19 protein-coding genes are annotated in these 25327 nt (G+C 65.2%); 12 read left to right on the top strand and 7 right to left on the bottom strand.

Annotated features, from left to right (window positions below; translation table 11 throughout):
* Positions 1-69: 69 nt before the first annotated feature.
* The 12 genes from HV675_RS05905 to HV675_RS05850 all read left to right on the top strand — a co-directional run bounded on the left by HV675_RS05905 (position 70) and on the right by HV675_RS05850 (position 14003).
* Positions 70-1029: a LysR family transcriptional regulator gene (locus HV675_RS05905; protein ID WP_175109859.1), complete on the top strand. Its 960-nt coding sequence runs from the start codon at positions 70-72 to the stop codon at positions 1027-1029.
* 338 nt (positions 1030-1367) lie between these two features.
* The gene (gene miaB, locus HV675_RS05900; protein ID WP_175109858.1) at positions 1368-2744 is read left to right on the top strand and encodes a tRNA (N6-isopentenyl adenosine(37)-C2)-methylthiotransferase MiaB; all 1377 of its coding nucleotides are present in this window, start codon (positions 1368-1370) and stop codon (positions 2742-2744) included.
* A gap of 50 nt (positions 2745-2794) precedes the next feature.
* On the top strand, positions 2795-3889 hold the full coding sequence (locus tag HV675_RS05895) for a PhoH family protein (protein ID WP_175109857.1): 1095 nt from the start codon (positions 2795-2797) through the stop codon (positions 3887-3889).
* Positions 3890-3949: 60 nt separating this feature from the next.
* Positions 3950-4465 carry an rRNA maturation RNase YbeY gene (gene ybeY / locus HV675_RS05890; RefSeq protein ID WP_175109856.1) on the top strand — a complete coding sequence of 172 codons (516 nt, stop codon included), beginning with the start codon at positions 3950-3952 and terminating at the stop codon, positions 4463-4465.
* Complete coding sequence (locus tag HV675_RS05885) at positions 4465-5259, top strand: gamma-glutamylcyclotransferase (protein ID WP_377700464.1); 795 nt, start codon at positions 4465-4467, stop codon at positions 5257-5259. Before ybeY ends, HV675_RS05885 begins: the two co-directional genes overlap by 1 nt.
* A 329-nt stretch (positions 5260-5588) precedes the next feature.
* Positions 5589-6485 carry a CorC family transporter gene (locus HV675_RS05880; protein ID WP_175109855.1) on the top strand — a complete coding sequence of 299 codons (897 nt, stop codon included), beginning with the start codon at positions 5589-5591 and terminating at the stop codon, positions 6483-6485.
* 31 nt (positions 6486-6516) lie between these two features.
* On the top strand, positions 6517-8319 hold the full coding sequence (gene lnt, locus HV675_RS05875) for an apolipoprotein N-acyltransferase (RefSeq protein WP_175109854.1): 1803 nt from the start codon (positions 6517-6519) through the stop codon (positions 8317-8319).
* Between the two features lie 268 nt (positions 8320-8587).
* On the top strand, positions 8588-9595 hold the full coding sequence (gene glyQ, locus HV675_RS05870; RefSeq protein WP_175109853.1) for a glycine--tRNA ligase subunit alpha: 1008 nt from the start codon (positions 8588-8590) through the stop codon (positions 9593-9595).
* A 14-nt stretch (positions 9596-9609) separates the two neighbouring features.
* Positions 9610-11721 carry a glycine--tRNA ligase subunit beta gene (gene glyS, locus HV675_RS05865; RefSeq protein WP_175109852.1) on the top strand — a complete coding sequence of 704 codons (2112 nt, stop codon included), beginning with the start codon at positions 9610-9612 and terminating at the stop codon, positions 11719-11721.
* Between the two features lie 11 nt (positions 11722-11732).
* The gene (gene gmhB / locus HV675_RS05860; protein ID WP_175109851.1) at positions 11733-12290 is read left to right on the top strand and encodes a D-glycero-beta-D-manno-heptose 1,7-bisphosphate 7-phosphatase; all 558 of its coding nucleotides are present in this window, start codon (positions 11733-11735) and stop codon (positions 12288-12290) included.
* Positions 12291-12330: 40 nt separating this feature from the next.
* Entirely contained in the window at positions 12331-13089 is a 759-nt protein-coding gene (locus HV675_RS05855; protein ID WP_175109850.1) for a lysophospholipid acyltransferase family protein, read from the top strand.
* A gap of 56 nt (positions 13090-13145) precedes the next feature.
* Complete coding sequence (locus tag HV675_RS05850) at positions 13146-14003, top strand: M48 family metallopeptidase (RefSeq protein ID WP_175109849.1); 858 nt, start codon at positions 13146-13148, stop codon at positions 14001-14003.
* A gap of 332 nt (positions 14004-14335) precedes the next feature.
* On the opposite strand, the gene gloA is transcribed toward HV675_RS05850, so the two are convergent.
* From gloA to HV675_RS05815, 7 genes are all read right to left on the bottom strand, one after another.
* The gene (gloA, locus tag HV675_RS05845; protein WP_175109848.1) at positions 14336-14722 is read right to left on the bottom strand and encodes a lactoylglutathione lyase; all 387 of its coding nucleotides are present in this window, start codon (positions 14720-14722) and stop codon (positions 14336-14338) included.
* A gap of 151 nt (positions 14723-14873) precedes the next feature.
* Entirely contained in the window at positions 14874-16004 is a 1131-nt protein-coding gene (locus HV675_RS05840) for a porin (RefSeq protein WP_175109847.1), read from the bottom strand.
* Positions 16005-16405: 401 nt separating this feature from the next.
* Positions 16406-19357 (bottom strand): YadA family autotransporter adhesin, encoded by a 2952-nt coding sequence (locus HV675_RS05835; RefSeq protein WP_175109846.1) that lies wholly within the window; start codon positions 19355-19357, stop codon positions 16406-16408.
* 178 nt (positions 19358-19535) lie between these two features.
* Positions 19536-20426 (bottom strand): 16S rRNA (adenine(1518)-N(6)/adenine(1519)-N(6))-dimethyltransferase RsmA, encoded by an 891-nt coding sequence (gene rsmA / locus HV675_RS05830; RefSeq protein WP_175109845.1) that lies wholly within the window; start codon positions 20424-20426, stop codon positions 19536-19538.
* 20 nt (positions 20427-20446) lie between these two features.
* A complete protein-coding gene (gene pdxA, locus HV675_RS05825) occupies positions 20447-21445 on the bottom strand; it encodes a 4-hydroxythreonine-4-phosphate dehydrogenase PdxA (RefSeq protein WP_175109844.1) in 999 nt (332 codons plus the stop codon).
* 17 nt (positions 21446-21462) lie between these two features.
* Positions 21463-22836 carry a peptidylprolyl isomerase gene (locus HV675_RS05820; protein ID WP_175109843.1) on the bottom strand — a complete coding sequence of 458 codons (1374 nt, stop codon included), beginning with the start codon at positions 22834-22836 and terminating at the stop codon, positions 21463-21465.
* Between the two features lie 80 nt (positions 22837-22916).
* Entirely contained in the window at positions 22917-25283 is a 2367-nt protein-coding gene (locus HV675_RS05815) for an LPS-assembly protein LptD (protein WP_175109842.1), read from the bottom strand.
* Positions 25284-25327 lie beyond the last annotated feature (44 nt).

The raw sequence follows: 25327 nt of genomic DNA, 5'->3' as shown, positions 1-25327 counted from the left end.
CGCAAAGTACGGTTTTGATAATTGACGTAGCATTTGAAGGATTTTCAAATATTTCTTGAAAGCGATGCGATGGACAATCTCGGAGATATCCGGCTCTTCGTCGAGGCCGCGCAGCTGGGCAGCCTGTCCGCCGCGGGGCGCAAGCTGGGCCTGACGCCCGCGGCGGCCAGCGCGCGTCTCGCGAAGCTCGAAAGCGGCCTGAAGGTGCGTCTGTTCGATCGCACCACGCGCCAGTTGCGGCTCACCGACGAAGGCCGCGTCTATCTGCAAGGCTGCCGCCAGGCGCTGAGCGCGCTCGACGACGCGCAAACCGCGCTGCAAGCGGGCCAGAACGTGGTGCGCGGCAAGGTGCGCATTGCCGCGACCTCCGATTTCGGCCGCAACCTGTTGATGCACTGGCTCGACGAATTCAACACGCTGTACCCGGACGTGACGTTCGGCCTCGCGCTGTCGGATGCGCTATCGAATCTTTTGCAGGAAGACATCGATCTGGCCATCCGCTTCGGCGTGCCGGCGGACAGTTCGCTGGTCGCGCGGCGGCTCGCACCGAATCCGCGGGTGGTGTGCGCATCGCCCGAGTACCTCGCGAAACACGGGCAGCCCGAGCATCCGCGCGACCTCGCGCGCTTTCACTGCATCGTGCTGTCCACTGCGTCGGGGCCGGTCAACGAATGGCGCTTTACGCGCGGCAATCAGACCGAGGTGTACACGGTGCCGCTCGACGCGGCGCGCGAGACCAATGACGGCGCGGTCGCGCGCGAATGGGCGCTGCGCGGTTACGGGATCGTCGTGAAATCGATGTGGGATGTGGAGGCGGATCTGCGCTCGGACGGCCTGCGCGTGCTGCTGCCGGGCTGGCGCTACCCGGATGCGCCGCTGCATGCGCTGTATCACCGCAACCGGTTCATGGCGCCGCGCGTGCGGGTGCTGCTCGATTTCCTCGCCGAGCGCTTTACGCGCACGCTCGCCGAACTCGAGGCGCGCTGCGGGTATCCGGATGCGCCGCGCGAGGCGGCCGGGTCCGGCTAGTCATCCCGCCGCGCATCCCACGGCGCATCCGAACACGCATCCCACCGCGCATCGCGCCCCATCCGCCGCGAGCGCTGCAAACCAACCCGACTTCCGCGGCAAAACCAGCGCCGGAAAAGGCGCGCAGCGAAAGGCTATAATGTTGGACTCCACCGCAAACACGCCCTTCATCCGTGCCCGCATCGACGCCTGTGGTCCGCACGTGCCGGATGGCGCCGCGGCGGCCGGCAGCACGTTCGCGCAGCAATCGGCCCGCATGCAGGCTTCCGCGCACGTTTGCGCCCCACATCGATTTGAACGACGCCCCCAGGTCAACTACTGCGAACGGCGAAACCCAGATGACCAAGAAAGTTTATGTAAAGACCTTCGGCTGCCAGATGAACGAGTACGACTCCGACAAGATGGTCGACGTGCTCGGCGCCGCTGAAGGCCTCGTGAAAACCGACTCCCCGGAAGACGCGGACGTCATTCTGTTCAATACCTGCTCGGTCCGCGAAAAAGCGCAGGAAAAAGTCTTCTCCGACCTCGGCCGTGTGCGCGAGCTGAAGGAAGCGAACCCGAACCTGCTGATCGGCGTCGGCGGTTGCGTCGCGAGCCAGGAAGGCGCGTCGATCGTTGCGCGCGCACCGTACGTCGACCTGGTGTTCGGCCCGCAGACGCTGCATCGCCTGCCGCAGATGATCGACGCGCGCCGCGCGAGCGGCCGCGCGCAAGTCGACATCTCGTTTCCCGAGATCGAGAAGTTCGACCACCTGCCGCCGGCGCGCGTCGAAGGCCCGAGCGCATTCGTGTCGATCATGGAAGGCTGCAGCAAGTACTGCAGCTATTGCGTCGTACCGTACACGCGCGGCGAAGAAGTGTCGCGGCCGCTCGACGACGTCCTCACCGAAGTCGCGGGCCTCGCGGACCAGGGCGTGCGCGAAGTGACGCTGCTCGGCCAGAACGTGAACGCTTATCGCGGTGCATTGACTGTCGGTTCATCCGACATCGCGGACTTCGCGACACTGATCGAATATGTCGCCGAGATTCCGGGCATCGAGCGGATCCGCTATACCACGTCGCATCCGAAGGAATTCACGCAGCGCCTGATCGACATGTACGCCAGGGTGCCGAAGCTCGTCGATCATCTGCATCTGCCGGTGCAGCACGGCTCCGACCGCATTCTGATGGCAATGAAGCGCGGCTACACGGTGCTCGAGTACAAGTCGGTCATCCGCCGGCTGCGCGCGATCCGCCCGAACCTGTCGCTGTCGACCGACATCATTGTCGGCTTCCCCGGCGAGACCGAGGACGATTTCGCGAAGACCATGGCGCTCGTGCACGAGATGAGCTACGACACCAGCTTCTCGTTTATCTACAGCCCACGGCCGGGCACGCCCGCCGCGAATCTGCACGACGACACGCCGCGCGAACTGAAGCTGCAACGGCTGCAACATTTGCAGGCGACCATCGAGGAGAACGTGGCGCGCATCAGCGACGCGATGGTCGGCAAGGTCGAGCGCATTCTGGTCGAACGGCCGGCGCGCAAGGACCCGACCACCGAGCTCGCCGGTCGCACCGAGAACAACCGCGTGGTGAATTTCCCGGCGCCGCTCGAATCGCATGCGCGGCTGATCGGCCAGATGATCGACGTGAAAATCGTCCGCGCGTACCCACATTCGTTGCGTGGCGAACTCGTGCTGACCCACGAGGACGCCCCCGAGACCACTCACTGAGCGACCGGTCACTCACCCGCGCCGCGCACCGACAGGATCGAACCATCGCCTTGAAGACCACTCAGCAACATCTGGAATTCACTGCCCCGCGCGACGACAATGCGCGGCTCGCCAACCTCTGCGGCCCGCTCGACGAAAATCTGCGGCAGATCGAACAGGCGCTCGACGTCACGCTGCAACGTCGCGGCCACCGGATCAGCATCCGCGGCCGCGGTGCGAAAATCGCGCTGAACGCGCTCGAAAATTTCTACAACAGCGCGCGCGACCCGCTGTCGGTCGACGATATCCAGCTTGCGCTCGTCGAGTCGCGTCATGCCGGCAGCGCCCCGAACAACGGCGGCCGCACGAACGGCAACGATGAACTCGACACGCGTTTTCGCGGCGACCCGGATCATCCGTTCGACGAACCGGCGCACGACGGCGGCGAAGACATCGAAGAACTCGGACCGAAGCTCTATACGCGCCGCGCGGATTTGCGCGGCCGCACGCCCGCGCAGCGCGACTACCTGAAGCAGATCATCTCGCACGACGTGACCTTCGGCATCGGGCCCGCGGGCACCGGCAAGACGTACCTCGCGGTCGCGTGCGCGGTCGATGCGCTCGAGCGCGATCAGGTGAAACGCATCGTGCTCACACGCCCCGCGGTCGAAGCCGGCGAACGGCTCGGCTTCCTGCCGGGCGACCTCGCGCAGAAGGTCGACCCTTACCTGCGGCCGCTCTACGACGCGCTGTACGACCTGCTCGGCTACGACAAGACCGCGAAGATGTTCGAGCGGCAGATGATCGAAATCGCGCCGCTCGCGTATATGCGCGGCCGTACGCTGAACCATGCGTTCATCATCCTCGACGAGGCGCAGAACACGACGCCCGAGCAGATGAAAATGTTCCTCACGCGGATCGGCTTCGGTTCGAAGGCCGTCGTGACCGGCGATACGACGCAGGTCGATTTACCGCGCGGGCACAAAAGCGGATTGATCGAAGCGCAGCAGGTGCTGTCGAACGTGCGTGGCATCGCGCTCACACGCTTTACGAGCGCGGACGTCGTGCGGCACCCGCTGGTGGCGCGCATCGTCGAAGCCTACGATGCGCACGCGCAGCTGATTGACGGCAACGGCCGCACCCAGACCGAAGGGAAAGCGCAGTGAATGCGCTGCAGTAAAGACTCGTGGTGAAGACCGGCAGTAAAGACTCGCAGTGAAAACCGAATGAATCGCGCGCCGAAACTTTCATTGAACCTGCAGTTCCCCGCCGCGAAGGCGTGGCCCGGGCACAAGACGCTGCTGCCGCGCGCCACCGTGGCGGGCTGGATCAAGGCGGCGCTGTTCGCCGACGCACAGCTGACCGTGCGCTTCGTCGACGCCGACGAAGGCCGTACGCTCAATCGCACGTATCGCGGCAAGGACTACGCGACCAACGTACTGACCTTCGCGTATGCGGAATCGGAAGACGATCCGGTCAGCGGCGATCTGATCCTGTGCTGCCCGGTCGTCGAACGGGAAGCAGCCGAGCAGCATAAACCGCTCGCCGCACACTATGCGCATCTGCTGGTTCACGGTACGCTGCATGCGCAAGGCTACGACCACGAAAACGACGCGGACGCGGAGGAAATGGAAGCAATCGAAAAAGAGGTGCTCGCCCGCCTCGGCTTTCCGGACCCTTACCAGAGCGACCGGGGCAACCAAGGTCACCAGACGTCCCAGGCTCCCCTGGATCGCGGGTAATCGTGACCGCGCGCGATCCCGACTCCTCACCGCTCAGGCCGCCCGGCTGCCTCGGCTATCCGCCGGCGCTCGGCGAATCGCGGTTGCTGTCGGACGACGAACTGCGCGCGTCGATGAACCGCGCACTCGACCGTTGGGACCGCGCGCGCGACCTGTGGCTGTTCGGTTATGGCTCGCTGATCTGGAACCCGGGGCTGCCGACCGCCGAAGCGGTCCGCTCGCGCGTGCACGGCTATCACCGCGGGCTCTACCTGTGGTCGCGCGTGAATCGCGGCACGCCCGAACAACCGGGGCTCGTGCTCGCGCTCGATCGCGGCGGCTCATGCAGCGGCATCGCATTTCGCCTGCCGGCCGACGGCGCGCTGCCGCATCTCGAAGCACTCTGGCGGCGTGAAATGGCGATGGGCTCGTACCGGCCCGCATGGCTGCCCTGTGCACTGACCGACGGCCGTCGCGTCGACGCGCTCGCATTCGTGATGCGCCGCGATGTGCCCAGTTACACCGGCAAGTTATCCGATGACGTGGTGAGCACCGTGTTCGACTGCGCGTGCGGCCGTTATGGCACGACGCTCGACTACGTGAGCCGCACCGTCGAAGCGCTGCGCAGGAGCGGCATGCCCGATCGCGCGCTCGAGGCGCTGCTTGCGCGCTGCAAGCGGCAAGCGGAGCAAGCGGGCGCGAAGCGCGACGAGACAGACGCACGGGACGCACCGGACGCACCGGACGCGCGCGGCGGCGAATCGAACCCACCCGCCGCCGGTGCACGCGGGAACGGACGCGGCACTGGACGCTGAACGCCGCACGCTGACCGTTCCTGACCACGCATTAAATTTCTTCACCTACGGCGACGGATTTATCCGTTAGGATAAAAAGACGGACCGCATCGTCCGCGTGCCGGACCGGCTTACCTGATCATTGTGCGGATAACTGCGCGGATAACTGCGCAGGCACCCGCGGCGAACAACCGCACCGGCTCACCGCCAGCAGCGAGCGAACGCCCGTGCGCAAACGCGCAGCCGTGCCGCCGCGGGCGGGCGTCCGGCGCGGTACACGGACCTGCCATGTGCGTGGTGTATCCTTAACACTCTGCAACAGCGCGCCGGGCTGAGCCGGGCGCACCACCATGAACGACACGTATCCCAGTCGACGATCCTCCAGCGACAAACCCACCGAAAAGCGCTCGCTGCTCGAGCGACTGACCGACTTCATCTCGCCCGAGCCCGATTCCCGCGGCGAACTCCTCGAAATCCTGCAGGACGCGCACGAACGCAACCTGATCGACGCCGATTCGCTTTCGATGATCGAAGGCGTGTTCCAGGTGTCGGAGCTTTCCGCGCGCGACATCATGGTGCCTCGCGCGCAGATGGACGCGATCAACATCGCGGATACGCCGGCCGACTTCATCCCGTTCATGCTCGAAAAGGCGCACTCGCGCTACCCGGTGTATGAAGGCAATCGCGACAACGTAATCGGCGTGCTGCTCGCGAAAGACCTGCTGCGCTACTACGCGGAAGAAGAATTCGACGTGCGCGGCATGCTGCGGCCCGCGGTGTTCATCCCCGAGTCCAAGCGCCTGAACGTGCTGCTGCACGATTTTCGCGTGAACCGTAATCACATTGCGATCGTCGTCGACGAATACGGCGGCGTCGCGGGGCTGATCACGATCGAAGACGTGCTCGAGCAGATCGTCGGCGACATCGAGGACGAATACGACTTCGACGAGGAAAGCGGCAATATCATCGCGTCGCCAGATGGACGCTACCGTGTGCGCGCGCTGACCGAAATCGAGCAGTTCAACGAAGAATTCGGCACGCATCTGTCCGACGAGGAAGTCGATACGATCGGCGGACTCGTCACGCATCACTTCGGGCGCGTGCCGCATCGCGGCGAGAAAGTGCGCCTCGGCGACCTGATCTTCGAAGTGCAGCGCGCCGACGCGCGGCAAATTCACATGCTGCTGGTGCGCAAGGATCCGCTCGCCGGACAGCGCGAGCGCGACGCGCAACACGTGCAGACCTGATCGCCCCACCGAACCACGCAACCGAAGAACAATGGCCGACCCGATCCCTTCCCGTCTGCGCCGCGGCGTGACGCCCGACGAAGCCGCAGCGGGCGGCCGCGTCTTGCCGCGCTGGCATTACCTCGCGGCGCTCGTCGCGGGCGCCGCCAATACGCTGTCGTTTGCGCCGACGCCGCACGGCGGCTGGCTCGAACTCGCGATTTTCGTGTTCTTCCATGCGCGGCTCACGCGCGCGACCGGCTGGAAGAGCGCCGCGCTGACCGGCTTTGCATTCGGCTTCGGCAACTACGTGACGGGCGTCTGGTGGCTGTACGTGAGCATGCACGACTACGGCGGCATGGCCGCGCCGCTCGCGGGCGCGGCGCTCGTGCTGTTCTCGATGTATCTCGCGCTCTATCCGGCATTGGCGGCCGGCGTGTGGTCGTTCTGCGCCGGCCATGCGCGCAACGGCAACGCCGGGCGGGCCGACGCGATGCCGTTCTCGCCGACCTGGCACGGCGCATTCGCGTTCGCGAGCGCGTGGGCGCTCGGCGAGTGGCTGCGCGGCACGATATTCACCGGCTTCCCGTGGCTCGCCAGCGGCTATGCGCAGGTCGACGGCCCGTTTGCCGGCTTTGCGCCGCTCGCCGGCGTGTACGGCGTCGGCTGGGTGCTCGCGTTGACGGCCGCGCTGCTCGCGCAGGCGCTGCTGCGCACGCGCGGCAACAGCAGCGGCAACGCGGCAAGCGCCGCGCTTGCCGCAACGGATACCGCAGCCAGCGTACGCAAGACGCGCAACGCGGGCGTCGTTGCGCCCGTCGCGATCGCCGTCGCGATGCTCGCCGCAGGCCTGCTGCTGCCGCTCGCGTCGTGGACGCAGCCGGCCAACGCGACGCTCAGCGTGCGCCTGCTGCAAGGCAACGTGAAGCAGGAAATGAAATTCGAACAGGCGGGCGTCACCGCGGCAATCAACGAGTATCAACGAATGATTACCTCGAAGCCCGCGGATCTCATCGTCACGCCCGAAACGGCGATACCGGTGCTCGCGCAGTACGTGCCGAACGCGTTCGCGGTCGCGGTGCGCGCGTTCGCCGATTCGACCGGCACCTCGATCCTGTTCGGCGCGATCGGCGGCACGATCACACCGGACGGCCGCATCGCCGACTACACGAACAGCGTGTTCGGCATCACGCCGAACACGCATGACGTGTATCGCTACGACAAGCATCATCTCGTGCCGTTCGGCGAATTCGTGCCGTGGGGCTTCCGCTGGTTCGTCAACCTGATGAACATCCCGCTGGGCGACTTTGCGCGCGGCGCGCCGGTGCAGAAACCGTTTTTCGTGCATAACCAGCCGGTGTCGGTCGACATCTGCTACGAAGATATCTTCGGCGAAGAGATCGCGCGCTCGGTGCGCGAGAACGCGACGCCGGCCGGCGTGCTGATCAACTCGACCAACCTCGCGTGGTTCGGCGATACGATCGCGCTCGACCAGCACCTGCAGATCGCGCGGATGCGTTCGCTCGAGACCGGCCGGCCGATGCTGCGTGCGACCAACACCGGCACGACCGCCGCGATCGATGCACACGGCAACATAATCGCGCGGCTGCCGCCGTTCACCGAAGGATCGATCGACGTGACGATTCAGGGCACGTCCGGCGAGACTCCTTATGTGACGAGCGGCAACAACACAGTGCTCGCGGTATCGCTGTTGCTGCTCGCGTTGGGTTTCGCATTCGGGCCGTCGCGCGCGGATCGCGGCGCGAAACGAAACCGGCGTGAAGCAGGCCGCAGTGACAGCAGCGCAGCCGCGGACGCGGACACCGGCGACGCGCGCGCCGACGGCCCACGCTAAAGAATCGACGCACACGCGAATCGACACACGCGGCCGCGCGAAACGGGGCGCGGCAGGCGGCCTGAATCACCAGTCCGGTACGCACCCGGATGAACCGCGGGCCGCAAGCGCCTGCCGAAAGTCTCAACGCCACGCCAATCCGGTAAAATTCAGGGTTTTAGCACCGGGCCGCGCAACGGCCCGCTGCCGGACCGGCGCCGATGTCAGCGCAGCCGTCTCCCGCGGCGGTTCGAATGCGCGCCGCACTCCCCCGCCGGAAAGGCACTTCATGCTCACGTTTCAGCAAATCATCCTGACGCTGCAGTCCTACTGGGACAAGCAGGGTTGCGCGCTGCTCCAGCCAATCGACATGGAAGTCGGCGCCGGCACCTCGCACGTCCATACGTTCCTCCGCGCGGTCGGCCCCGAGCCGTGGCGCGCGGCCTACGTGCAGCCGTCGCGGCGCCCGAAGGACGGCCGCTACGGCGAGAACCCGAACCGCCTGCAGCACTATTATCAATATCAGGTCGTGCTGAAGCCGGCGCCCGAAGACATTCTCGACCTGTACCTCGGCTCGCTCGAAGCGCTCGGCTTCGACCTGCAGCAAAACGACGTGCGCTTCGTCGAGGACGACTGGGAGAACCCGACGCTCGGCGCATGGGGGCTCGGCTGGGAAGTGTGGTTGAACGGCATGGAAGTCACGCAGTTCACGTACTTCCAGCAGGTCGGCGGCCTCGACTGCAAACCGGTGCTCGGCGAAATCACATACGGCCTCGAGCGCCTCGCGATGTATCTGCAAAAGGTCGAAAACGTCTACGACCTCGTCTGGACCGAGTGGGAAGAGCAAGGTCCGAACGGACCGGAAACGCGCCGCCTGTTTTACGGCGACGTGTACCACCAGAACGAGGTCGAGCAGTCGACGTATAACTTCGAGCACGCGAACGTCGAACTGCTGTTCACGTTCTTCAACAGCTACGAGGGCGAAGCGAAGCGGATGATGGAAGCGCAATTGCCGCTGCCCGCGTACGAACTCGTGCTGAAGGCCGCGCACACGTTCAATCTGCTCGATGCGCGCGGCGCGATCTCGGTTACCGAACGGGCGGCGTATATCGGCCGCATCCGCAATCTGTCGCGCCTCGTCGCACAGGCTTATTACGATTCGCGCGAGAAGCTCGGCTTCCCGATGCTCGGCAATCCGGTGCACGCGGTGCCCGGCCTCGAGACCGACGAACAGGAAGCCGCGAAGCCCGCATGGGCGCCGCCGCTGAAGATCGAGCCGACGTTCGATAAAGACTGACGAGACAAGAACACATGACGCAATCCCAACACGCCACCCTGCTCGTCGAACTGCTGACCGAGGAACTGCCGCCGAAAGCGCTCGCGCGTCTTGGCGACGCGTTCGCCGAAGGCATTGCGCAGCGCCTCGCGGCGCGCGATCTGATCGAAGGCGAGCTGTCGTTCGAAGGCCATGCCACGCCGCGGCGCCTCGCGGTCACCGTCCGCAATGTGCGCACCGTCGCGCCGGAAAAACACGTGCGCGAAAAGGTGCTGCCGGTATCGGTCGCGCTCGATGCGAACGGCCAGCCCACCGCACCGCTCGCGAAAAAGCTCGCCGCGCTCGGCTTTCCTGATTTTTCGGTCAGCGATCTCGAACGCGCGTCGGACGGCAAGGCCGACGCGTTTTTCCTGCGTTATGCGGCGCCCGGCGCGACGCTCGCGGACGGCCTGCAGGCCGCGCTCGACGAAACGCTCGCGAAGCTGCCCATTCCGAAGGTCATGACCTATCAGCGCCCGGACGGCACCAACGTGCAGTTCGTGCGCCCCGTGCACCGCCTCACCGTGCTGCATGACCACCAGATCGTGCCGGTCGCCGCATTCGGCATCGATGCGGACGACACCACGCTCGGCCACCGCTTCCTGTCCGAAGGCTTCGTGCAGATCCAGCACGCGGATGCATATGCGCAAACGCTGCGCGATCGGGGCCACGTGGTCGCGAGCTTCGCCGGCCGCAAGGAAGCGATCCGCTCGCAGCTGCTCGCGCAGGCGAACGGCGATCAGGTCGTGATGCCCGACGCGCTGCTCGACGAAGTGACGTCGCTGGTCGAATGGCCGGTGGTCTATGCGTGCCGTTTCGAGGACGAATTCCTGCAAGTGCCGCAGGAATGTCTGATCCTGACGATGCAGACCAACCAGAAGTACTTCGCGCTCACCGACGCAAACGGCAAGCTGCGCTCGCGCTTCCTGATCGTCTCGAACATCGCGACCGATACGCCGGACGACATCATCGAAGGCAACGAGCGCGTCGTGCGCCCGCGCCTCGCCGATGCGAAGTTCTTCTTCGAACAGGACAAGAAGAAGCCGCTCGCGGAGCGCGTGCCGCTGCTCGCGAACGTCGTCTATCACAACAAGCTCGGTACGGCGCTCGCGCGCGTCGAACGTATCGAAGCGCTCGCGGGCGAGATCGCCGCGCTGACGGGCGCCGACGTCGCGCTCGCAAAGCGCGCCGCGCGTCTTGCGAAGGCCGACCTGCTGACCGACATGGTCGGCGAGTTCCCCGAACTGCAGGGCACGATGGGCACGTACTACGCGCGCCACGACGGCGAGCCCGAAGAAGTTGCGCTCGCGTGCTCCGAGCACTACCAGCCGCGCTTTTCCGGCGACACGCTGCCGGCCACTGCGACCGGCACCACGGTTGCGCTCGCCGACAAGCTCGAAACGCTGGTCGGCATCTGGGGCATCGGCCTGCAGCCGACCGGCGAAAAAGACCCGTTCGCACTGCGCCGCCACGCACTCGGCGTGCTGCGCATCCTGATCGAAAAGCAGTTGCCGGTCGATCTGCTCGAATTGCTGCGCGCCGCGCACCGGCAGTTCGCCGGTGTGCCGAACGTTGCGGATTCAACGGCCGCGCTCTACGAGTTCTTTATGGACCGTCTGCGCGGCATGCTGCGCGAGCGCGGCTATGGCGCGCTCGAAGTCGACGCGGTGCTCGCGTTGAACCCGACGCGTCTGGACGACGTCGTCGCGCGCCTGAACGCCGTGCGCGAATTCGCGGCGCTCGCCGAAGCGGCCTCGCTCGCGGCCGCGAACAAGCGGATCTCGAACATCCTGAAGAAGTCCGACAGCGTCGCCACCGATGGCACGCGGGCAGTCGTGCAGGCCGCGCTGCTCGTCGAAAGCGCCGAACAGGCGTTGCATGCGCAGCTCGAGCAGGTCGCGCCGCGCGTGCAGTCGCAACTCGCGCTACGCGAGTACACCGGCGCGTTGTCCGCGCTCGCGGCGCTGCGCGAACCGGTCGACACGTTCTTCAACGACGTGATGGTCAACGCGGACGATCCGGCGCTGCGTGCGAACCGTCTCGCCCTGCTCGGCGCGTTGCACCAGCAGATGAACTGCGTCGCGGATATTTCGCGGCTCGCCGTCTGAGTACGCATACCATGGCTATCGCAAAGAAACTGGTGGTGCTCGATCGGGACGGCGTGATCAACGTCGATTCCGAAGCGTTTATCAAGTCGCCGGACGAATGGGTGGCGCTGCCCGGCAGTCTCGATGCGATCGCGCGGCTCAATCAGGCCGGCTATCGCGTCGCGATCGCAACGAACCAGTCCGGCATCGGGCGCGGCCTGTTCGACATGGCCGCGTTGAACGCGATGCACGAAAAGATGCACCGGATGGCGGCGACCGTCGGCGCGCGTATCGACGCGATCTTCTTCTGCCCGCACACGGCCGAAGACCAATGCGAATGCCGCAAACCGAAGCCCGGCATGCTGAAGATGATCGCCGAGCGCTACGACGTCGATCCGAAGGGCACGCCCGCGGTCGGCGATTCGCTGCGCGATCTGCAAGCGGCCGCCGCGCTCGGCTTCACGCCGCATCTGGTGCTAAGCGGCAAGGGCCGCCGGACCTTCGCCGCCGGCGGCTTGCCCGAAGGCACGCGCATCCACGACGACCTGCGCGCGTTCGCTTTGGACTTCCTTGCTGAAGAACAGGAGTGATGTGCAGGCTGCGCATCCTCGCTACCCGTTGAACTGACCGATGCGCTTTTTACGCTCACTGCTGCTATTGATTTTCTTCATCGTCTTCACGATTCCGTACGCGATCGCCTGCTTTATCGCGTTTCCATTCATGCAGGCGGACCGGCGCTACTGGATGGCGGTCGGCTGGTGCCACGTGGTGCTCGAGGTGCTGCGCCATCTGAACGGCATCGGCCACACGGTGCAAGGCCTCGAGAATCTGCCCGACGGACCGGCGGTGCTGCTGTCGAAGCATCAGTCCGCCTGGGAGACGGTCGCCTTTCCCGCGGTGATGCCGCGGCCGCTTTGCTACGTGTTCAAACGCGAACTGCTGTATGTGCCGTTTTTCGGCTGGGCGCTCGGCCTGCTGAAGATGGTTCACATCAACCGCAAAGAGGGCAAGCATGCTTTCGCTTCGGTAACGCGGCAGGGCAAGCAGCGCATGGAAGAAGGCGCGTGGGTCATCATGTTTCCCGAAGGCACGCGCACGCCGACCGGCAGACAGGGCAAGTACAAGACCGGCGGTTCGCGCTTCGCGGTCGCAACCGGCGCACCGGTCGTGCCGATCGCCCATAACGCCGGACGTGTGTGGCCGCGCAACTCGTTTATCAAATATCCGGGTATAGTCACGGTGTCGATCGGCAAGCCGATTGACACCCGCGGGCTCACGCCCGACGAAGTGAACATGCGCGTCGAAACATGGATCGAAGCCGAGATGCGCCGCATCGATCCCGCGGCATATGGCGCCGGGCACAATGCGCCTGCCGCCGCGCAAATCTGACGCGCGTACGCCGCCTCTTCGTCATCGAGACGGCGTTCTAGCGTGAAGCGAGTCCGATGCAGAAGTCTTCCAAACCGCAACCCGCTGCGGCGCTCGATAGCCGGCAACTCGATCTGCCACTCTTCGAAGAGCCTGGCGTATCCGATGCGCCGTCACCGCAGAAACCGGCGGTTCCCCTCGCGCCCGATGGTACGAAGCTGCGCCACATCACGCTGGGCGCGCAGTCGCTGTACTACCACCTGAAGCGCTCGTCGCGCCGCTCGATCGGCTTTGCGATCGACGGCACCGGTCTCACGATCACCGCGCCGCGCTGGGTCACGCTGACCGATATCGAAACGGCGATCACGGAAAAGCAGCGCTGGATTTTCGCGAAGCTCACCGAATGGCAATCGCGTGTCGAACAGCGCGCGTTGCCGCGTGTCGACTGGAAGGACGGTGCACAGGTGCCTTATCTCGGACAGCCGGTGCGGGTGTCGCTCGGCGCGCCGGACGGCACGCTGCGCTTCGATGAGGAACAGGCGCTGCTCGCGCTGCCGCTGCCGCTGCAGGCGGAGCCGCAGCAGATCAAAGACCGTGTGCAGGGCTGGCTGCAAAGCGAAGCGAAGCGCCTGTTCGGCGAACGCCTCGCGATCTATGCGGAGAAGCTCGGCGTCAATTACCGCGCGTATGCGCTGTCGTCGGCGGCGACGCGCTGGGGCAGCTGCTCGAGCGACGGCAAGATCCGCCTGAACTGGCGGCTGGTTCACTTCCCGCTGTCGATCATCGACTATGTCGTCGCGCACGAACTCGCGCATCTGCGCGAAATGAACCATAGCCCGCGCTTCTGGCAGACCGTCGAATCGATTTTCCCCGAGTTCCGCGAAGCGCGGCAAACGCTCAAGCACCATCCGCCGGAGCTGTTGCCGGCGCTTTGAAGCGGCGTGCGCGATTACGCCGGACTATGTGTCTGCTTGTGCCGCGCTTGTGCCGCGCTTGTGTCGGCTTACGCTCGATCGCTTGCCCCGCGCTTCCGCGCTTGATCACACGTGCTTGCTTGTGCCTGCTTGTGCCTGCTTGTGCCTGCTTGTGCCTGCTTGTGCCTGCTTGTGCCTGCTTGTGCCTGCTGGTGCCTGCTGGTGCGCGCTCATGCCTGATTACGCGCACAATCGCGTGCGCGTGAGCGGCGATGCAGGCAGATGCACGGCGCGGCGCAGCGCGCGCCTATGCCGCATGCCCGATACCCCGTTGCATGCCGCTCGCCAAGCCATCAAGACTTCTTCTGGATGAATTCGATCTTGTAGCCGTCCGGATCGGTGATGAACGCGATCACCGTCGTGCCGTGTTTCATCGGGCCGGCCTCGCGCACCACCGTGCCGCCCTGCGCCTTGATCTTTTCGCATGCGGCGTACGCGTCTTCGACTTCGATCGCGAGGTGGCCGAAAGCGCTGCCGAGGTCGTACGATTCCGTATCCCAGTTATGCGTCAATTCGATGACCGTGCCGTCACGCTCATCCGTATAGCCGACGAACGCCAGCGTGAACTTGCCGTCCGGATAGTCCTGGCGGCGCAGCACTTTCATGCCGAGCAACTCGGTGTAGAACTTGATCGAGCGGTCGAGATTGCCGACGCGAAGCATGGTGTGGAGAAAGCGCATCGTGAACTCCTGATTGCGTGATGTCGAGGACGTAAATGTACCGAAAAAACCGCATCCTCGCCGAGTGATGGGCTGACTTCGAGGTCGCTTCAGGTTCGCTTCACGTTCACTTCGGGGTCAACCTCGGACTCGCCCGGAACGCCCCCAAGCGCTAGAACAGATGCCGCAAGCCCGCCATCAAACCGATTTGCGTGCTCTTCTGCGCAAGCCCGACGGCATTCACACCCTGCAGTTGCGCGCCGATCAGGCCGCCGCGATACACCGCGTAATCGGCTTCCACATAGACGTCGGTGCGCTTCGAAAGGTTATAGTCGGCGACGAACTGGTACTGCCACGCCGAGCCGTCCTGCGCGGCGGTTTTACCGTCCTGCCAGGTGCGCCATACGTTGAGTGCGAGATGCCACGCGTCGTCGAGCGCCTGCGTGATGCCGCCGAGTATCATCCGGCGCCGCGAGAAATCGGTGTACTTGAGCGCAGTGAGCTGGGGCGCGCTAAACGGCCCGTTGGCGAAGTTCGAGAAGCCCGGATCGGCGCGATTGACGATATAACCGAGCGCGAAGCGCGTGCCGTCCCACACATAGGCGCCGCCAAAGGTCCACGCTTTCGCGGTGCTGCCGTTCAGCGAATCGTGCGACTCCTCGTACGCGCCGCCCAGGTTGAGCGGGCCGCCCTTCGGCGCATAAGCCGCCGCGGCGCCGTACTGCGAGCCGTACGACATGTGTCCGGCGACGCCGCCGAATGCATACGCGGTCGCCAAGGTCACGCCATTGAAGCGCGCCTGATACTGCACCTGGTTGCTGGTCCAGATGCCGCCCGACATGGTCACTTCCGGCTGGAAACTGAAGTCGTATGGAATCCACGGATTGCTGCCATAGCCGCCGATCGTGATGCCTTCGATCAGCACGTTCGGCTGCCGACCGAAGATCAGCCATCCATACGAAGCCGACTGCACGCCGACTTGCGCCTCGTTGATGAACGGCAACGTCAGGTCGCTCTGTCCGGAATTGATATAGAAGCGGTTTTCGAGCCTGAAAAACGTGGACCAGCCGCCGCCGAGGTCTTCGCTGCCCCTCAAACCCCAGCGGCTTTCGCTCAGGCCGCCGGTGCCGAGACCGAGCGTCGAATCGCCAGCCGTGTTCGTATGGGTCAAGTAGCGCACGCTTTCATCGACGATGCCATACAACGTGACGCTCGTTTGCGCATGCGACGGCGCCGCGGCCAGCGCCGATAGCAGTGCAGCCGGCAACAGCACGTAGGCGGTCCACCTGCTGGGCTTGGTCATGCCGTCTCCTTGTCGTACGGGACGTGCTTATGCGGGCTGAATCGGTCCTGTGTGGCGCAGCGCCTTCAAGGTCTTGCGCGCGGTTGCGCGTGAGTCGACAACGGGAATTCGCGAATGATGCCTGATGAAAGGCGGAAAGTGCGAAATATGTAAGGTGTGCGACGCGTGCGGGCGGACGGATGCAAACAGGGTTCCGTTTTGCCGCCGCTGTCCGATGAAATGCGAGGAGGGGAAGATAAAGTTTGGAGCGCGCACCCGGGCTTGTAAATGGAAAGCGCGCGCTCCGGAATTCAGCGGGTGGCATGTAGCCGATATGTGCCCGGTATGTGCCCGCGGCAACGGCGACGGCGTGGCGTGGGCCGCTACGCCGCCGCGGCATTACCGGCTGACGGGCTGGGCGCTCACCACTGGAAACCCGCGCCCGCGACCACGCCGACGTTGCCGTTGGTGCTGGTGTTGCCCGACAGCTTCACGACGAACCTGTTGTTCTGCGTCACATACGACGCGCCGAACGCGGCGCCCGACTGACCGCCATAACGCGCACCGGCAAGCGCGACCATCGTCTTGCCCGGCTGGGTCGGCTGCGGCAGGCCGGCGACCGCCATGGCGGCCGCGGTGCCCGCATTCGCGCCCTTCGCGACGCTGTTGATCTGGCCTTGCAGGCCGGAGATCTGCTGGTTCGTGTTCGCGACCGTGGCATTCAACTGGTTCACGTTCACCGCATCGGTGCCCTGTACGCCTGCCGCAACGTTGACGATCTGACGTTCCGCCTCCGGTGCGCCTACCGACACCGTATTGTCGCGGCTCGCCACCGCGTTCGCGCCGAGTGCGACCGAATTGTTCGCGGTGGCGCTCGCCTGCGAGCCGAGCGCTACCGAAGCCGTGCCCGACGCCTTCGCGCGATCGCCGAGCGCGGTCGATGCGTTGCCGGCCGCGCTTGCGCCGCTGCCCGCTGCGAACGAATTCGAACCGGTCGCCGTCGCGGGTCCGCTCGCCATGCCCGATGCAATCACGGACGACCCGTTCGCGCTGTAGTTTTGCACGGCCTCGCCAAGCTTCTCGACCTGCTGGTTCGTCGCGTACAACTGCGCGCCGGTAACGGCGTCGGTGCTGGTTGCACTCAGATCGGCATCCTGCAGATTCGACAGCGCGACGCGTGCGGTCGCCGCTGCTCCGCCGAGCGTCACGCGGTCGCGCGCGGTGCTGTCGTAGGCAATGGCGTTGGCCGCATCGTCCGGCGTCGCGACGCCGATGCCGGCAGCCAGCGGCGCCGCCTGCAGCAGCGCGCCTTTGACTGTCTGGCCAGGCAGCGCCGCAGCGATCGCCGCGTTCATCTGCCCAAACGTCACCGCATCGCTGTAGTTCACGCCGTCCGCGACGTTGACGATGCGGCGCTTGGCCGTATTCGAGCCCACCGCGAACGTATTGGCCTGGTTGGTGGACGAACCCGCGCCGATCGCAATCGAATTGACCGCGGTCGCGCGCGCGTTCGCCCCCATGGCCAGCGCGTTGTCGCCGGTTGCCTGCGCGAATGGGCCGATCGCGACAGCGTTGTCGCCCGACGCGTTCGCGTCCTGGCCGCTCGTATCGCCGAACTTGATGAACTTGAGCTTCGTCGAGATATCGGCCGCCGCCGCCGATGCGTCGGTGATTCGCTGATCGAGCGCATCGACTGCGCCGTCCACGCCGATCACGGTGTCGCCGCCCACTGTGTATCGGGGCATCGTGATGCTGCCGTCCGGGGCGACGATGGAACCGCCGCCGAGCGCCGCGGCCATGCTGCTTGCCGAACCATATAGCTGCGAGCCGTTGATCGCGTCCTTGCTGCCCGCGCTGACGGCGCCTGCTTTCACGTTCGTGATGGTCGTACCGGCCAATCCGCCGGCGAGCGTGACCACGCCTTTGGTCGCGTCGTCATACGCGACGAACGCGTTGGTCACGTTGCCCGACGTATCGATGGTCGCGCCGGCCGCCTTCAACTGCGCAAGGTTCACCGCGTCCGTGTCCGCCGTACCCTTGGCCACGTAGGTGATTTGCCGTTGCAGCGACGCATTGCCGACCGCCACGCTGTTCGCGCGGTCGCCAGTCGAGTTCGAACCGAGCGCCACACTATTGGCAACCGTCGCCTTCGCGCCTGCGCCAAACGCGCCGGTGTTCGCCGCCGTCGCCTGCGCGTTGGCGCCGACCGCCGTCGAATAGTTCGAGCCGGCGCCGCCATTGGCGAGCGACGACGCGCCCAATGCCACATCGCCCGCCCCCTTCGCCGCCGCGGCGTTGCCCATCGCCACCGTCCAGTCCGCCGACGCCGACGCGGTCGTGCCGACGGCCACCGCGCTCTGGCCGTTGGTGCTGGCCGCAGCGCCGATCGCCATCGCATTCGTACCGCTTGCCGTCGAATCCGCGAGCGTCGAGTTCACGTGGAAGTATTTGATCCCCGCGTTGCCGTTGGTGATGTTGTTCACCGTGTTCGTCACGTTTGTCACGTTCGCGTTCGTCGCATTGAGCTGCGCGCCGTTCACCGCATCCATGCTGGCCGCGCTTAGCGTACCGGCCTTCACGTTCGTGATGGTGGTGCCGGCCGTGCCGCCGGCGAGCGTGACCTTCCCTCTGGTCGTGTCGTCGTACGCGACGAACGCGTTGGTCACGTTGCCCGACGTGTCGATGTTCATGCCGGCCGCCTTCAACTGGCCGACGTTCACTGCATCGGTATTGTTGATGCCCGCGGACATGTTGGTGAGGCGGCGCGTCAGCGTGCCGGTGAGATTCTGGTTCAGGAGTGCCGTATCCGACGAGTTGCCGTCGCCGCCGTCACTGAACGTGCCCTTCAGCGGACTGTCGCCGACGCGTCCTAGAGAAACCGTATTGGCTTCGCTTGCCACCGAGCCGGTACCGAGCGCGACACTATTGTTCGCCGCGCCGGCGACGTACGACGCCGCACCGAGCGCGCTTCCGAAATACGCGTAAGTCTGGTTGCTGAAGCCGAAGCCCGACGCGAAGCTGACGTTTGCCGGCACGTAGCCGTAGGCGCCGACCACCGTCTCCGCCAGATTGTGCGGCGCGTCTTTCACACCCGCGTTCGCAAAGCAGCCGCCGACCACCGACCATGTACCGCTACCCGCATTGGTCGTCGTACAGTTCGTTCCGGTTGCCTTGTCCGTGTCCGCAATCGTAATGGCGCTCGCGAACGACTGCCCCGGCGCATACAGCGCGGCGACACCCAACGCAATCATCGCCATGCCGGTCGTGAGCTTCGCGCCCGGCGACCTCTGCTTCGACTGGGTTCCAGGATTGTTCAAAGCGGCTAGCTGGAACGGCATCGCGCCATTCCGTACCGATCGACGGTTCTTTTTCATTTTCTAATCCTAAATAGTTTGACCGGGTCAAGAGACGTTTGACCGTCTGCTTGCTGTTACTGGGTATCAGTACGGGCTGAAGTATAGGAACCCAGTGACCAGCGGCCTTATAGGACTAGTCCGAAAACTCCACCGCTCGTTTATTTAGGATTGCAACGCAAACAGGATAGAAAAGCGATCAGTCAGGCGACTTCGCTTGACCGCGCGACGCCGACAACGCCTGCGCCACGCGCACATACTCGGCGACCGGCACGTCCTCCGCGCGCCGCGCAAGATCGAAGCCGTGCGCATCGAAGTCGACGGCATCGCGAAACGCCGACAGCGTATTGCGCAACATCTTGCGTCGCTGGGAGAACGCGGCCGTGACGAGTTCGCCCAGCGTCGCTTCGTCGACGTCCGGCAATTCGTGCGACGCGTAAGGGATCATCCGCACGATCGCCGAGTCGACTTTCGGCGGCGGCTGGAATGACTCGGGAGGCACGTCGAGCAGCTTGTCGATCACGTAGCGGTACTGCAGCATCACCGACAGCCGGCTGAACGCCTTGCTGCCCGGCTCCGCGACCATCCGCTCGACGACTTCGTTCTGCAGCATGAAGTGTTGATCGATCACGCTGCGCGCGAAGGTCGTCAGGTGAAACAGCAGCGGGCTCGAAATGTTGTACGGCAGATTGCCGACGATGCGCAGCGACGGCTTCGCATTTGATGCATCCGTCGCGCCGGACCCGTCGCCGTGACCCGGCGCCGCGAGCGCGCTGAAATCGAACGCGAGCGCATCGCCTTCATGCAGTTGCAGCCGCTCGCCGAATTTCGTCTTGAGCCGGCCGATCAGATCGCGATCCAGCTCGACCGCGTGCAGCGGCGATTCGGGCGTCGCCAGCCGGTCGATCAACGGTTCGGTCAATGCGCCGAGGCCCGGCCCGATTTCGACCATCCGCTCGCCGCGCTGCGGACGAATCAGCTCGACGATCGAATCGATCACGCCGTGATCGACCAGAAAGTTCTGGCCGAACCGTTTGCGTGCGAAATGGCCCTGGTGCTGCCGGCCCGCGTGCTGTCTGCTGGATGACATCGAAAAAGTGCTGGAGAGAATCAGGCGGCGCGCCGGTGGCGCGCCATCGACACCGCGGCATCGATCGCGGCGACCAGGCTGCCGGCGTCCGCGCGGCCGGTGCCGGCGAGGTCGAGCGCGGTGCCGTGATCGACCGACGTGCGGATGATCGGCAAGCCGAGCGTGACGTTGATGCCTTCACCGAACGTCGCGTACTTCAGCACCGGCAAGCCCTGGTCATGGAACATCGCGAGCACGCAATCGGCTTCGGTCAGATAGCGCGGCTGGAACAGCGTGTCGGCCGGATACGGTCCGCGCGCGTCGATGCCCTGCGCGTTCGCCTGCTTGAGCGCCGGCGCGATCACGTCGATTTCTTCGCGGCCGAGATAACCGTTCTCGCCCGCGTGCGGATTGAGGCCGGTCACGAGAATGCGCGGCGCGGGCAAGCCGAAATGACGGCGCAGGTCGTGATCGATGATACGCAGCGTGTCGACGATGCCCGCCACGCTGAGCGCCGCCGCGACGTCCTTCAGCGGCAGATGCGTGGTCGCGAGCGCCACGCGCAGCGGCCGCTGGCCGGTGCCCGCGAGCATCATCACGACATGCGGCGTATGTGTGCGCCCGGCGAGATATTCGGTGTGGCCGGTAAACGGCACACCGGCATCGTTGATCATGCTCTTTTGCAGCGGCGCGGTGACGATCGCATCGAAGCGACCGGCGAGCGCGCCGTCGATGGCCGCATCGAGCAGCGCAAGCACGTAGCGGCCGTTCGCCGCATCGAGCTTGCCCGGCTGCGACGGCACGCCAAGCGGGTGATGTTCGACCGTAATGCGCCGCCCTTGCAACGCATGCCAGTCGACGCCGACCGCCTGCGCGCGATCCGCCAGCAGCGCCGCATCGCCGAGCACGGTGAACCGGGCGTCGGGCCAGTGCGCGCCGGCCGCCGCGAGCGCTTGCGCGGTCAGCTCGGGACCGACGCCGGCCGGTTCACCGGTCGTGATCGCAATCTGCAACGCGGCGCTCGAGGAGGCGGTCGTCATGGTTCGAATGGTTAGCGTTACTGCACCAGCGCAGGCGTGGTCTTGTAGTCGACATACGCGGTGTCGCGCAACTCGCGCAGCCAGTCCGCGTACGCCTGCTCCGCCTTGCGCTGGCCGATCGCCTGGCGCGCGAGGTCCATCTGCTGCGCAACCGACCCTTCCGCTTCGCGGCGGCCGAGCACCTGGATCAGGTGGTAACCGTATTCGGTACGCACCGGGTCGCTGATCTGACCGTCCTGCAGGTTGTTCATCGCACGCTCGAATTCCGGCACCGTCTCGCCCGGACTCACCCAACCGAGGTCGCCGCCTTGCGACGCGGAACCGTCCTGCGAATAGGTGCGCGCGAACTTGTCGAAGTCGCCGCCGCCCGACTGGATTTCCTGCTTGATCTCGAGCAGTTTCTCGCGTGCCTGCGGCTCGGACTGCCCGTCGCCGACACGCAGCAGGATGTGACGCACGTGCGTTTGCACGAGCCTTGCCGAATCGCCGGTCACGGTTTGGCCGCCGGCGCGGCGATCAACCAGCCGCACGATCTCGAAGCCGTCACTGGTGCGGATGACCGTCGGGTTCACCTGGCCCGCGCGCAGCGTCGAGGCCGCCGTGACGAACTCCGGCGGCAGCTTCGACGGCGGCTGAAAGCCCATGTCGCCGCCGCTTTTCGCGTCCGCGGCCTGCGAGTTCGATTTCGCAAGCTTCTCGAAATCGTCGCCGCTACCGGCCACGGCCTGTTTCAGGAGATCGTCAGCTTTCTTCTGCGCGGCTTCGATATCGGTCTGCGACGCATTGAGCGGCGCCTTCAGGAAGATATGCTCGATGCGCAGGTCGCTCGACATGCCGGCGCTCGGCCCGCGCTGGCTCGCGATGTAGTTCGCGACTTCGGCATCCGACACGGTGACCTTGCTGTCCACTTCCTTCTCGCGCAGCCGCGACAGGACCAGTTCGGTTTTCGCATCGCCGGTGAAGGTCGACCAGGGCACGCCTTCCGCCTCGATACGCGCGCGGTACACCGCGAGCGTCATGTTGTTCGCCTGCGCGAGCCGCTCGAGCGTGCGCTGCACGGTCGCATCGTCGACGGTGATGTTGTCTTCGCGCGCCTTTTGCAGCTGGATGCGCTCGAGCACCATCTGGTTGAGCACCTGCTGGCGCAGCTGGTCCGCGGGCGGAATCGGCGCGTGCTGCTGGTTCAGCCGGCGCGTGATCAGCCCCATGCGCTCATCGAGCTCGCGCTGCGTGATCACGCCGTTGTTGACCACCGCGGCGATCGTGTCGACCGTCTGGCCACTGCCGCTCGACAGCGCCTGCGCATGCGCGGGCCCCGTCGGCATGAAGAACGCGGCAGCCGCGAACCCGGTCGCGAGCGATGCCAAACGAAGCTTTTTCATGATTCCCACAGATACTCCAATGATATCGGGCTGTCCTGCCGGAGGCATTTTCCGCCCGTCTCGTCGTATTTTATAAGCGGCCGAAACCGTCACTGAAAATTGTTGAAGCGGGACTCGGGCGCCGGCGGCGGCGGCGGCGGTGTATAGCCGGCGATGCTCGAACGGAACGCCGTCACGAGCCCGTTGTCGACGCTCGACAGGCCCTTCAACGTCAACTGGGCGAGAAAGCGCGTCGCGGAAGTCGCGAGGCCCGAGGTGTTGACGCCGTTCGCGTAGCGCTGCACGCCGATGCCAAAGGTCCAGCAGTCCGCGTCGTACTGCATGCCGAGCAGGCCGTCGACCAGTTGCCGGTCCCGCAGGTCGTAGTTGACGCGGCCGACCACGAACACACGATGCGACAGCGGCCATTGCCCCGAGACCAGGATCTGGTTGATCGGCTGGTTCTCGAGCGTCGTGTTCGCGCGCGTGTAACGGTAGCCGAGGTTGATCACCTTGCCCGTTTCGGGACTGAACCCGAAACCGATGCTCGACTTCACCAGCTGATTGTTGTCGGCATTATATTGGAACGCGGTTTCGGACGCGAAACCGGCGCCGAGCTTGATCGATGCGCCCGCGATCAGGTCCGAATGGCGCGCGGTGGTCTGCGATTCGCCCGGAAAGAGCGTGACGCGCTGGTCCGTAAAGTAGTACTGCTGGGCGATCACGAAACGCGCGCGCTCGTCGCCGGTCGCCGCATTGATGAAACGCGTGGTGAGCGCGGCGGTCAGGCGGTTCGCATCCGCGATGCGGTCTTCCCCGACGAACGTGTTCGGCGTGAAGATTTCGGCGAGGCCGAAGTCGGAGTCCGCGGTGTCGAAAAGCGGCGCGGCGTCCTGGTTGCGAAACGGCGTGTACACGTAGTACAGGCGCGGTTCGAGCGTCTGGATATAGTCCTGCCCGAAGATGCGCACCGACCGGTCGAAGATCAGCCCGGTATCGAACGAGAACGTCGGAATCGCTTCGGTGAAGTTCTTCGGCTGGCCCGCCACCGAGTTCGTGCCGAGGTTGCTCAGGTCATACGACGCGAAGTGGTACTGCACCTTCGGCGTGACGAAATAGCCTGGCCCGACGACCGAGTACGACAGGTACGGATCGAAGACGACGCGCTGGCCTTGCGTCATGTTGTCGGCCGTGATGGTGAAGCGCGAGTAGTCGGCCATCGCGCCGAAGTCGAAGCCGTCGACGTTGTACTTCGAATACTTCACGTTCAACTGCGGCTCGCGGCCATACGGCGGAGTCGAGCCCTGCAGCGTCTGCCAGTGCTGCTCGCGCGCGAGCACGGACCACGGCCCGTTGTTGTACGTGAGGCCGGCCTCCTGCTGGTACAGCAGCTGCGTGCCGTTCAGGAACTGGCTCGTCGATGACGACAGGTCTTCCGGGTAGGTGTTGTCGGAGACCCTGTTGTAGTAGACGTAGCCCGCGAACCCATTGCCGAACGACTGGCTGTGCTGGATATAGATCGCGTAGCGGTTGGTCTTCGTGATCGCGTCGTCCGGCAGGAACTGGCCGGTGAACGTACCGCTATACGTCGGCGACAGATACCGGAAGTTGACGTCCGTCAGCACGCCGCGCCGCGAAATGATGGTCGGCGTGACCGTCAGGTCGCGGTTCGGCGCGATATTGAAGTAGTACGGCAGCGACAGTTCGAGGCCGTTGTTCGAGCTGGCCGTAAACGTGGGCGGCAGCACGCCGCTCCGGCGATCGCCGGAGAGCGGAAACGACAGCCATGGGCTCGCGAAGATCGGCACGCCCTGAAAGAACAGCACGCCGTTGTGCGCGACGCCTTCGTCCGCGCCGGTGTCGAAATCGAACTCGGTGCCCTTGATGTACCACGACGGGTTGGTTTCGCACTGGCACGCGGTGTACGTGCCGTTCGAAAACACCGAGCGTTCGTTGTCGAGCAGGTCGACGCGCTCCGCGCTGCCCGAACCGCCGGTCATCGTGAAGTGGTACTTCGGCGCGGTCATGTAACCTTCATTCGACTCGAGCTTCATGTGCGCCTCGGGACCGACGAACAGCGCGCCGTTGCCGCTCACGTGCACATGGCCGTACGCGTCGGCCATGTCGGTATCCTGATCGTAATGCAGCGCGTCCGCCTTGATGGCCGACGCGCCCTGGCGCACCTCGGCTGAACCTTTCGCCGCCATGTCGCGATCGGCCGTGCCGGTGGTCGAATCGCCGAGCACGAAGGTCGCCGCGCGCTCGCCGCCCGGCACCGTATGGTCTTCGAGCTGCGAGGCGAGCCGCAGGCCCCACGGCGTGTCGAGCGCCTGCGCCTGCGCCGCCTCGCCCGCCAGCTGGGCGTGTGCAAGCGCGGGCAAGAGACCGGGCACGGCAACCAGTGCCGCGACGAGCCGCCTTGTGCGCGGCAAGCCGTCGCACGAGGATTGAGTTGGGAAAAGCTTTCTAGGCGGCATGTATTCGTTTGGCGAATCGGCCCGGCCATCAGCTCATGCAGTCA

This window comes from Paraburkholderia solisilvae, from assembly GCF_902859875.1.
Taxonomy (GTDB): Bacteria; Pseudomonadota; Gammaproteobacteria; order Burkholderiales; family Burkholderiaceae; genus Paraburkholderia; species Paraburkholderia solisilvae.
Note: the sequence above shows the minus strand (reverse complement) of the source record. Positions and strands in the feature narration are given on the sequence as shown.

What these genes read in the sequence shown, in the direction of transcription:
- HV675_RS05880 (WP_175109855.1), top strand. Translation starts at nt 5,589, where the DNA reads ATGAACGACACGTATCCCAGTCGACGATCCTCCAGCGACAAACCCACC.
- lnt (WP_175109854.1), top strand. Translation starts at nt 6,517, where the DNA reads ATGGCCGACCCGATCCCTTCCCGTCTGCGCCGCGGCGTGACGCCCGAC.
- HV675_RS05855 (WP_175109850.1), top strand. Translation starts at nt 12,331, where the DNA reads ATGCGCTTTTTACGCTCACTGCTGCTATTGATTTTCTTCATCGTCTTC.
- HV675_RS05815 (WP_175109842.1), bottom strand. Translation starts at nt 25,283, where the DNA reads ATGCCGCCTAGAAAGCTTTTCCCAACTCAATCCTCGTGCGACGGCTTG.
- HV675_RS05905 (WP_175109859.1), top strand. Translation starts at nt 70, where the DNA reads ATGGACAATCTCGGAGATATCCGGCTCTTCGTCGAGGCCGCGCAGCTG.
- gmhB (WP_175109851.1), top strand. Translation starts at nt 11,733, where the DNA reads ATGGCTATCGCAAAGAAACTGGTGGTGCTCGATCGGGACGGCGTGATC.
- rsmA (WP_175109845.1), bottom strand. Translation starts at nt 20,426, where the DNA reads ATGTCATCCAGCAGACAGCACGCGGGCCGGCAGCACCAGGGCCATTTC.
- HV675_RS05840 (WP_175109847.1), bottom strand. Translation starts at nt 16,004, where the DNA reads ATGACCAAGCCCAGCAGGTGGACCGCCTACGTGCTGTTGCCGGCTGCA.
- gloA (WP_175109848.1), bottom strand. Translation starts at nt 14,722, where the DNA reads ATGCGCTTTCTCCACACCATGCTTCGCGTCGGCAATCTCGACCGCTCG.
- glyQ (WP_175109853.1), top strand. Translation starts at nt 8,588, where the DNA reads ATGCTCACGTTTCAGCAAATCATCCTGACGCTGCAGTCCTACTGGGAC.
- HV675_RS05835 (WP_175109846.1), bottom strand. Translation starts at nt 19,357, where the DNA reads ATGAAAAAGAACCGTCGATCGGTACGGAATGGCGCGATGCCGTTCCAG.
- miaB (WP_175109858.1), top strand. Translation starts at nt 1,368, where the DNA reads ATGACCAAGAAAGTTTATGTAAAGACCTTCGGCTGCCAGATGAACGAG.
- pdxA (WP_175109844.1), bottom strand. Translation starts at nt 21,445, where the DNA reads ATGACGACCGCCTCCTCGAGCGCCGCGTTGCAGATTGCGATCACGACC.
- ybeY (WP_175109856.1), top strand. Translation starts at nt 3,950, where the DNA reads ATGAATCGCGCGCCGAAACTTTCATTGAACCTGCAGTTCCCCGCCGCG.
- HV675_RS05850 (WP_175109849.1), top strand. Translation starts at nt 13,146, where the DNA reads ATGCAGAAGTCTTCCAAACCGCAACCCGCTGCGGCGCTCGATAGCCGG.
- glyS (WP_175109852.1), top strand. Translation starts at nt 9,610, where the DNA reads ATGACGCAATCCCAACACGCCACCCTGCTCGTCGAACTGCTGACCGAG.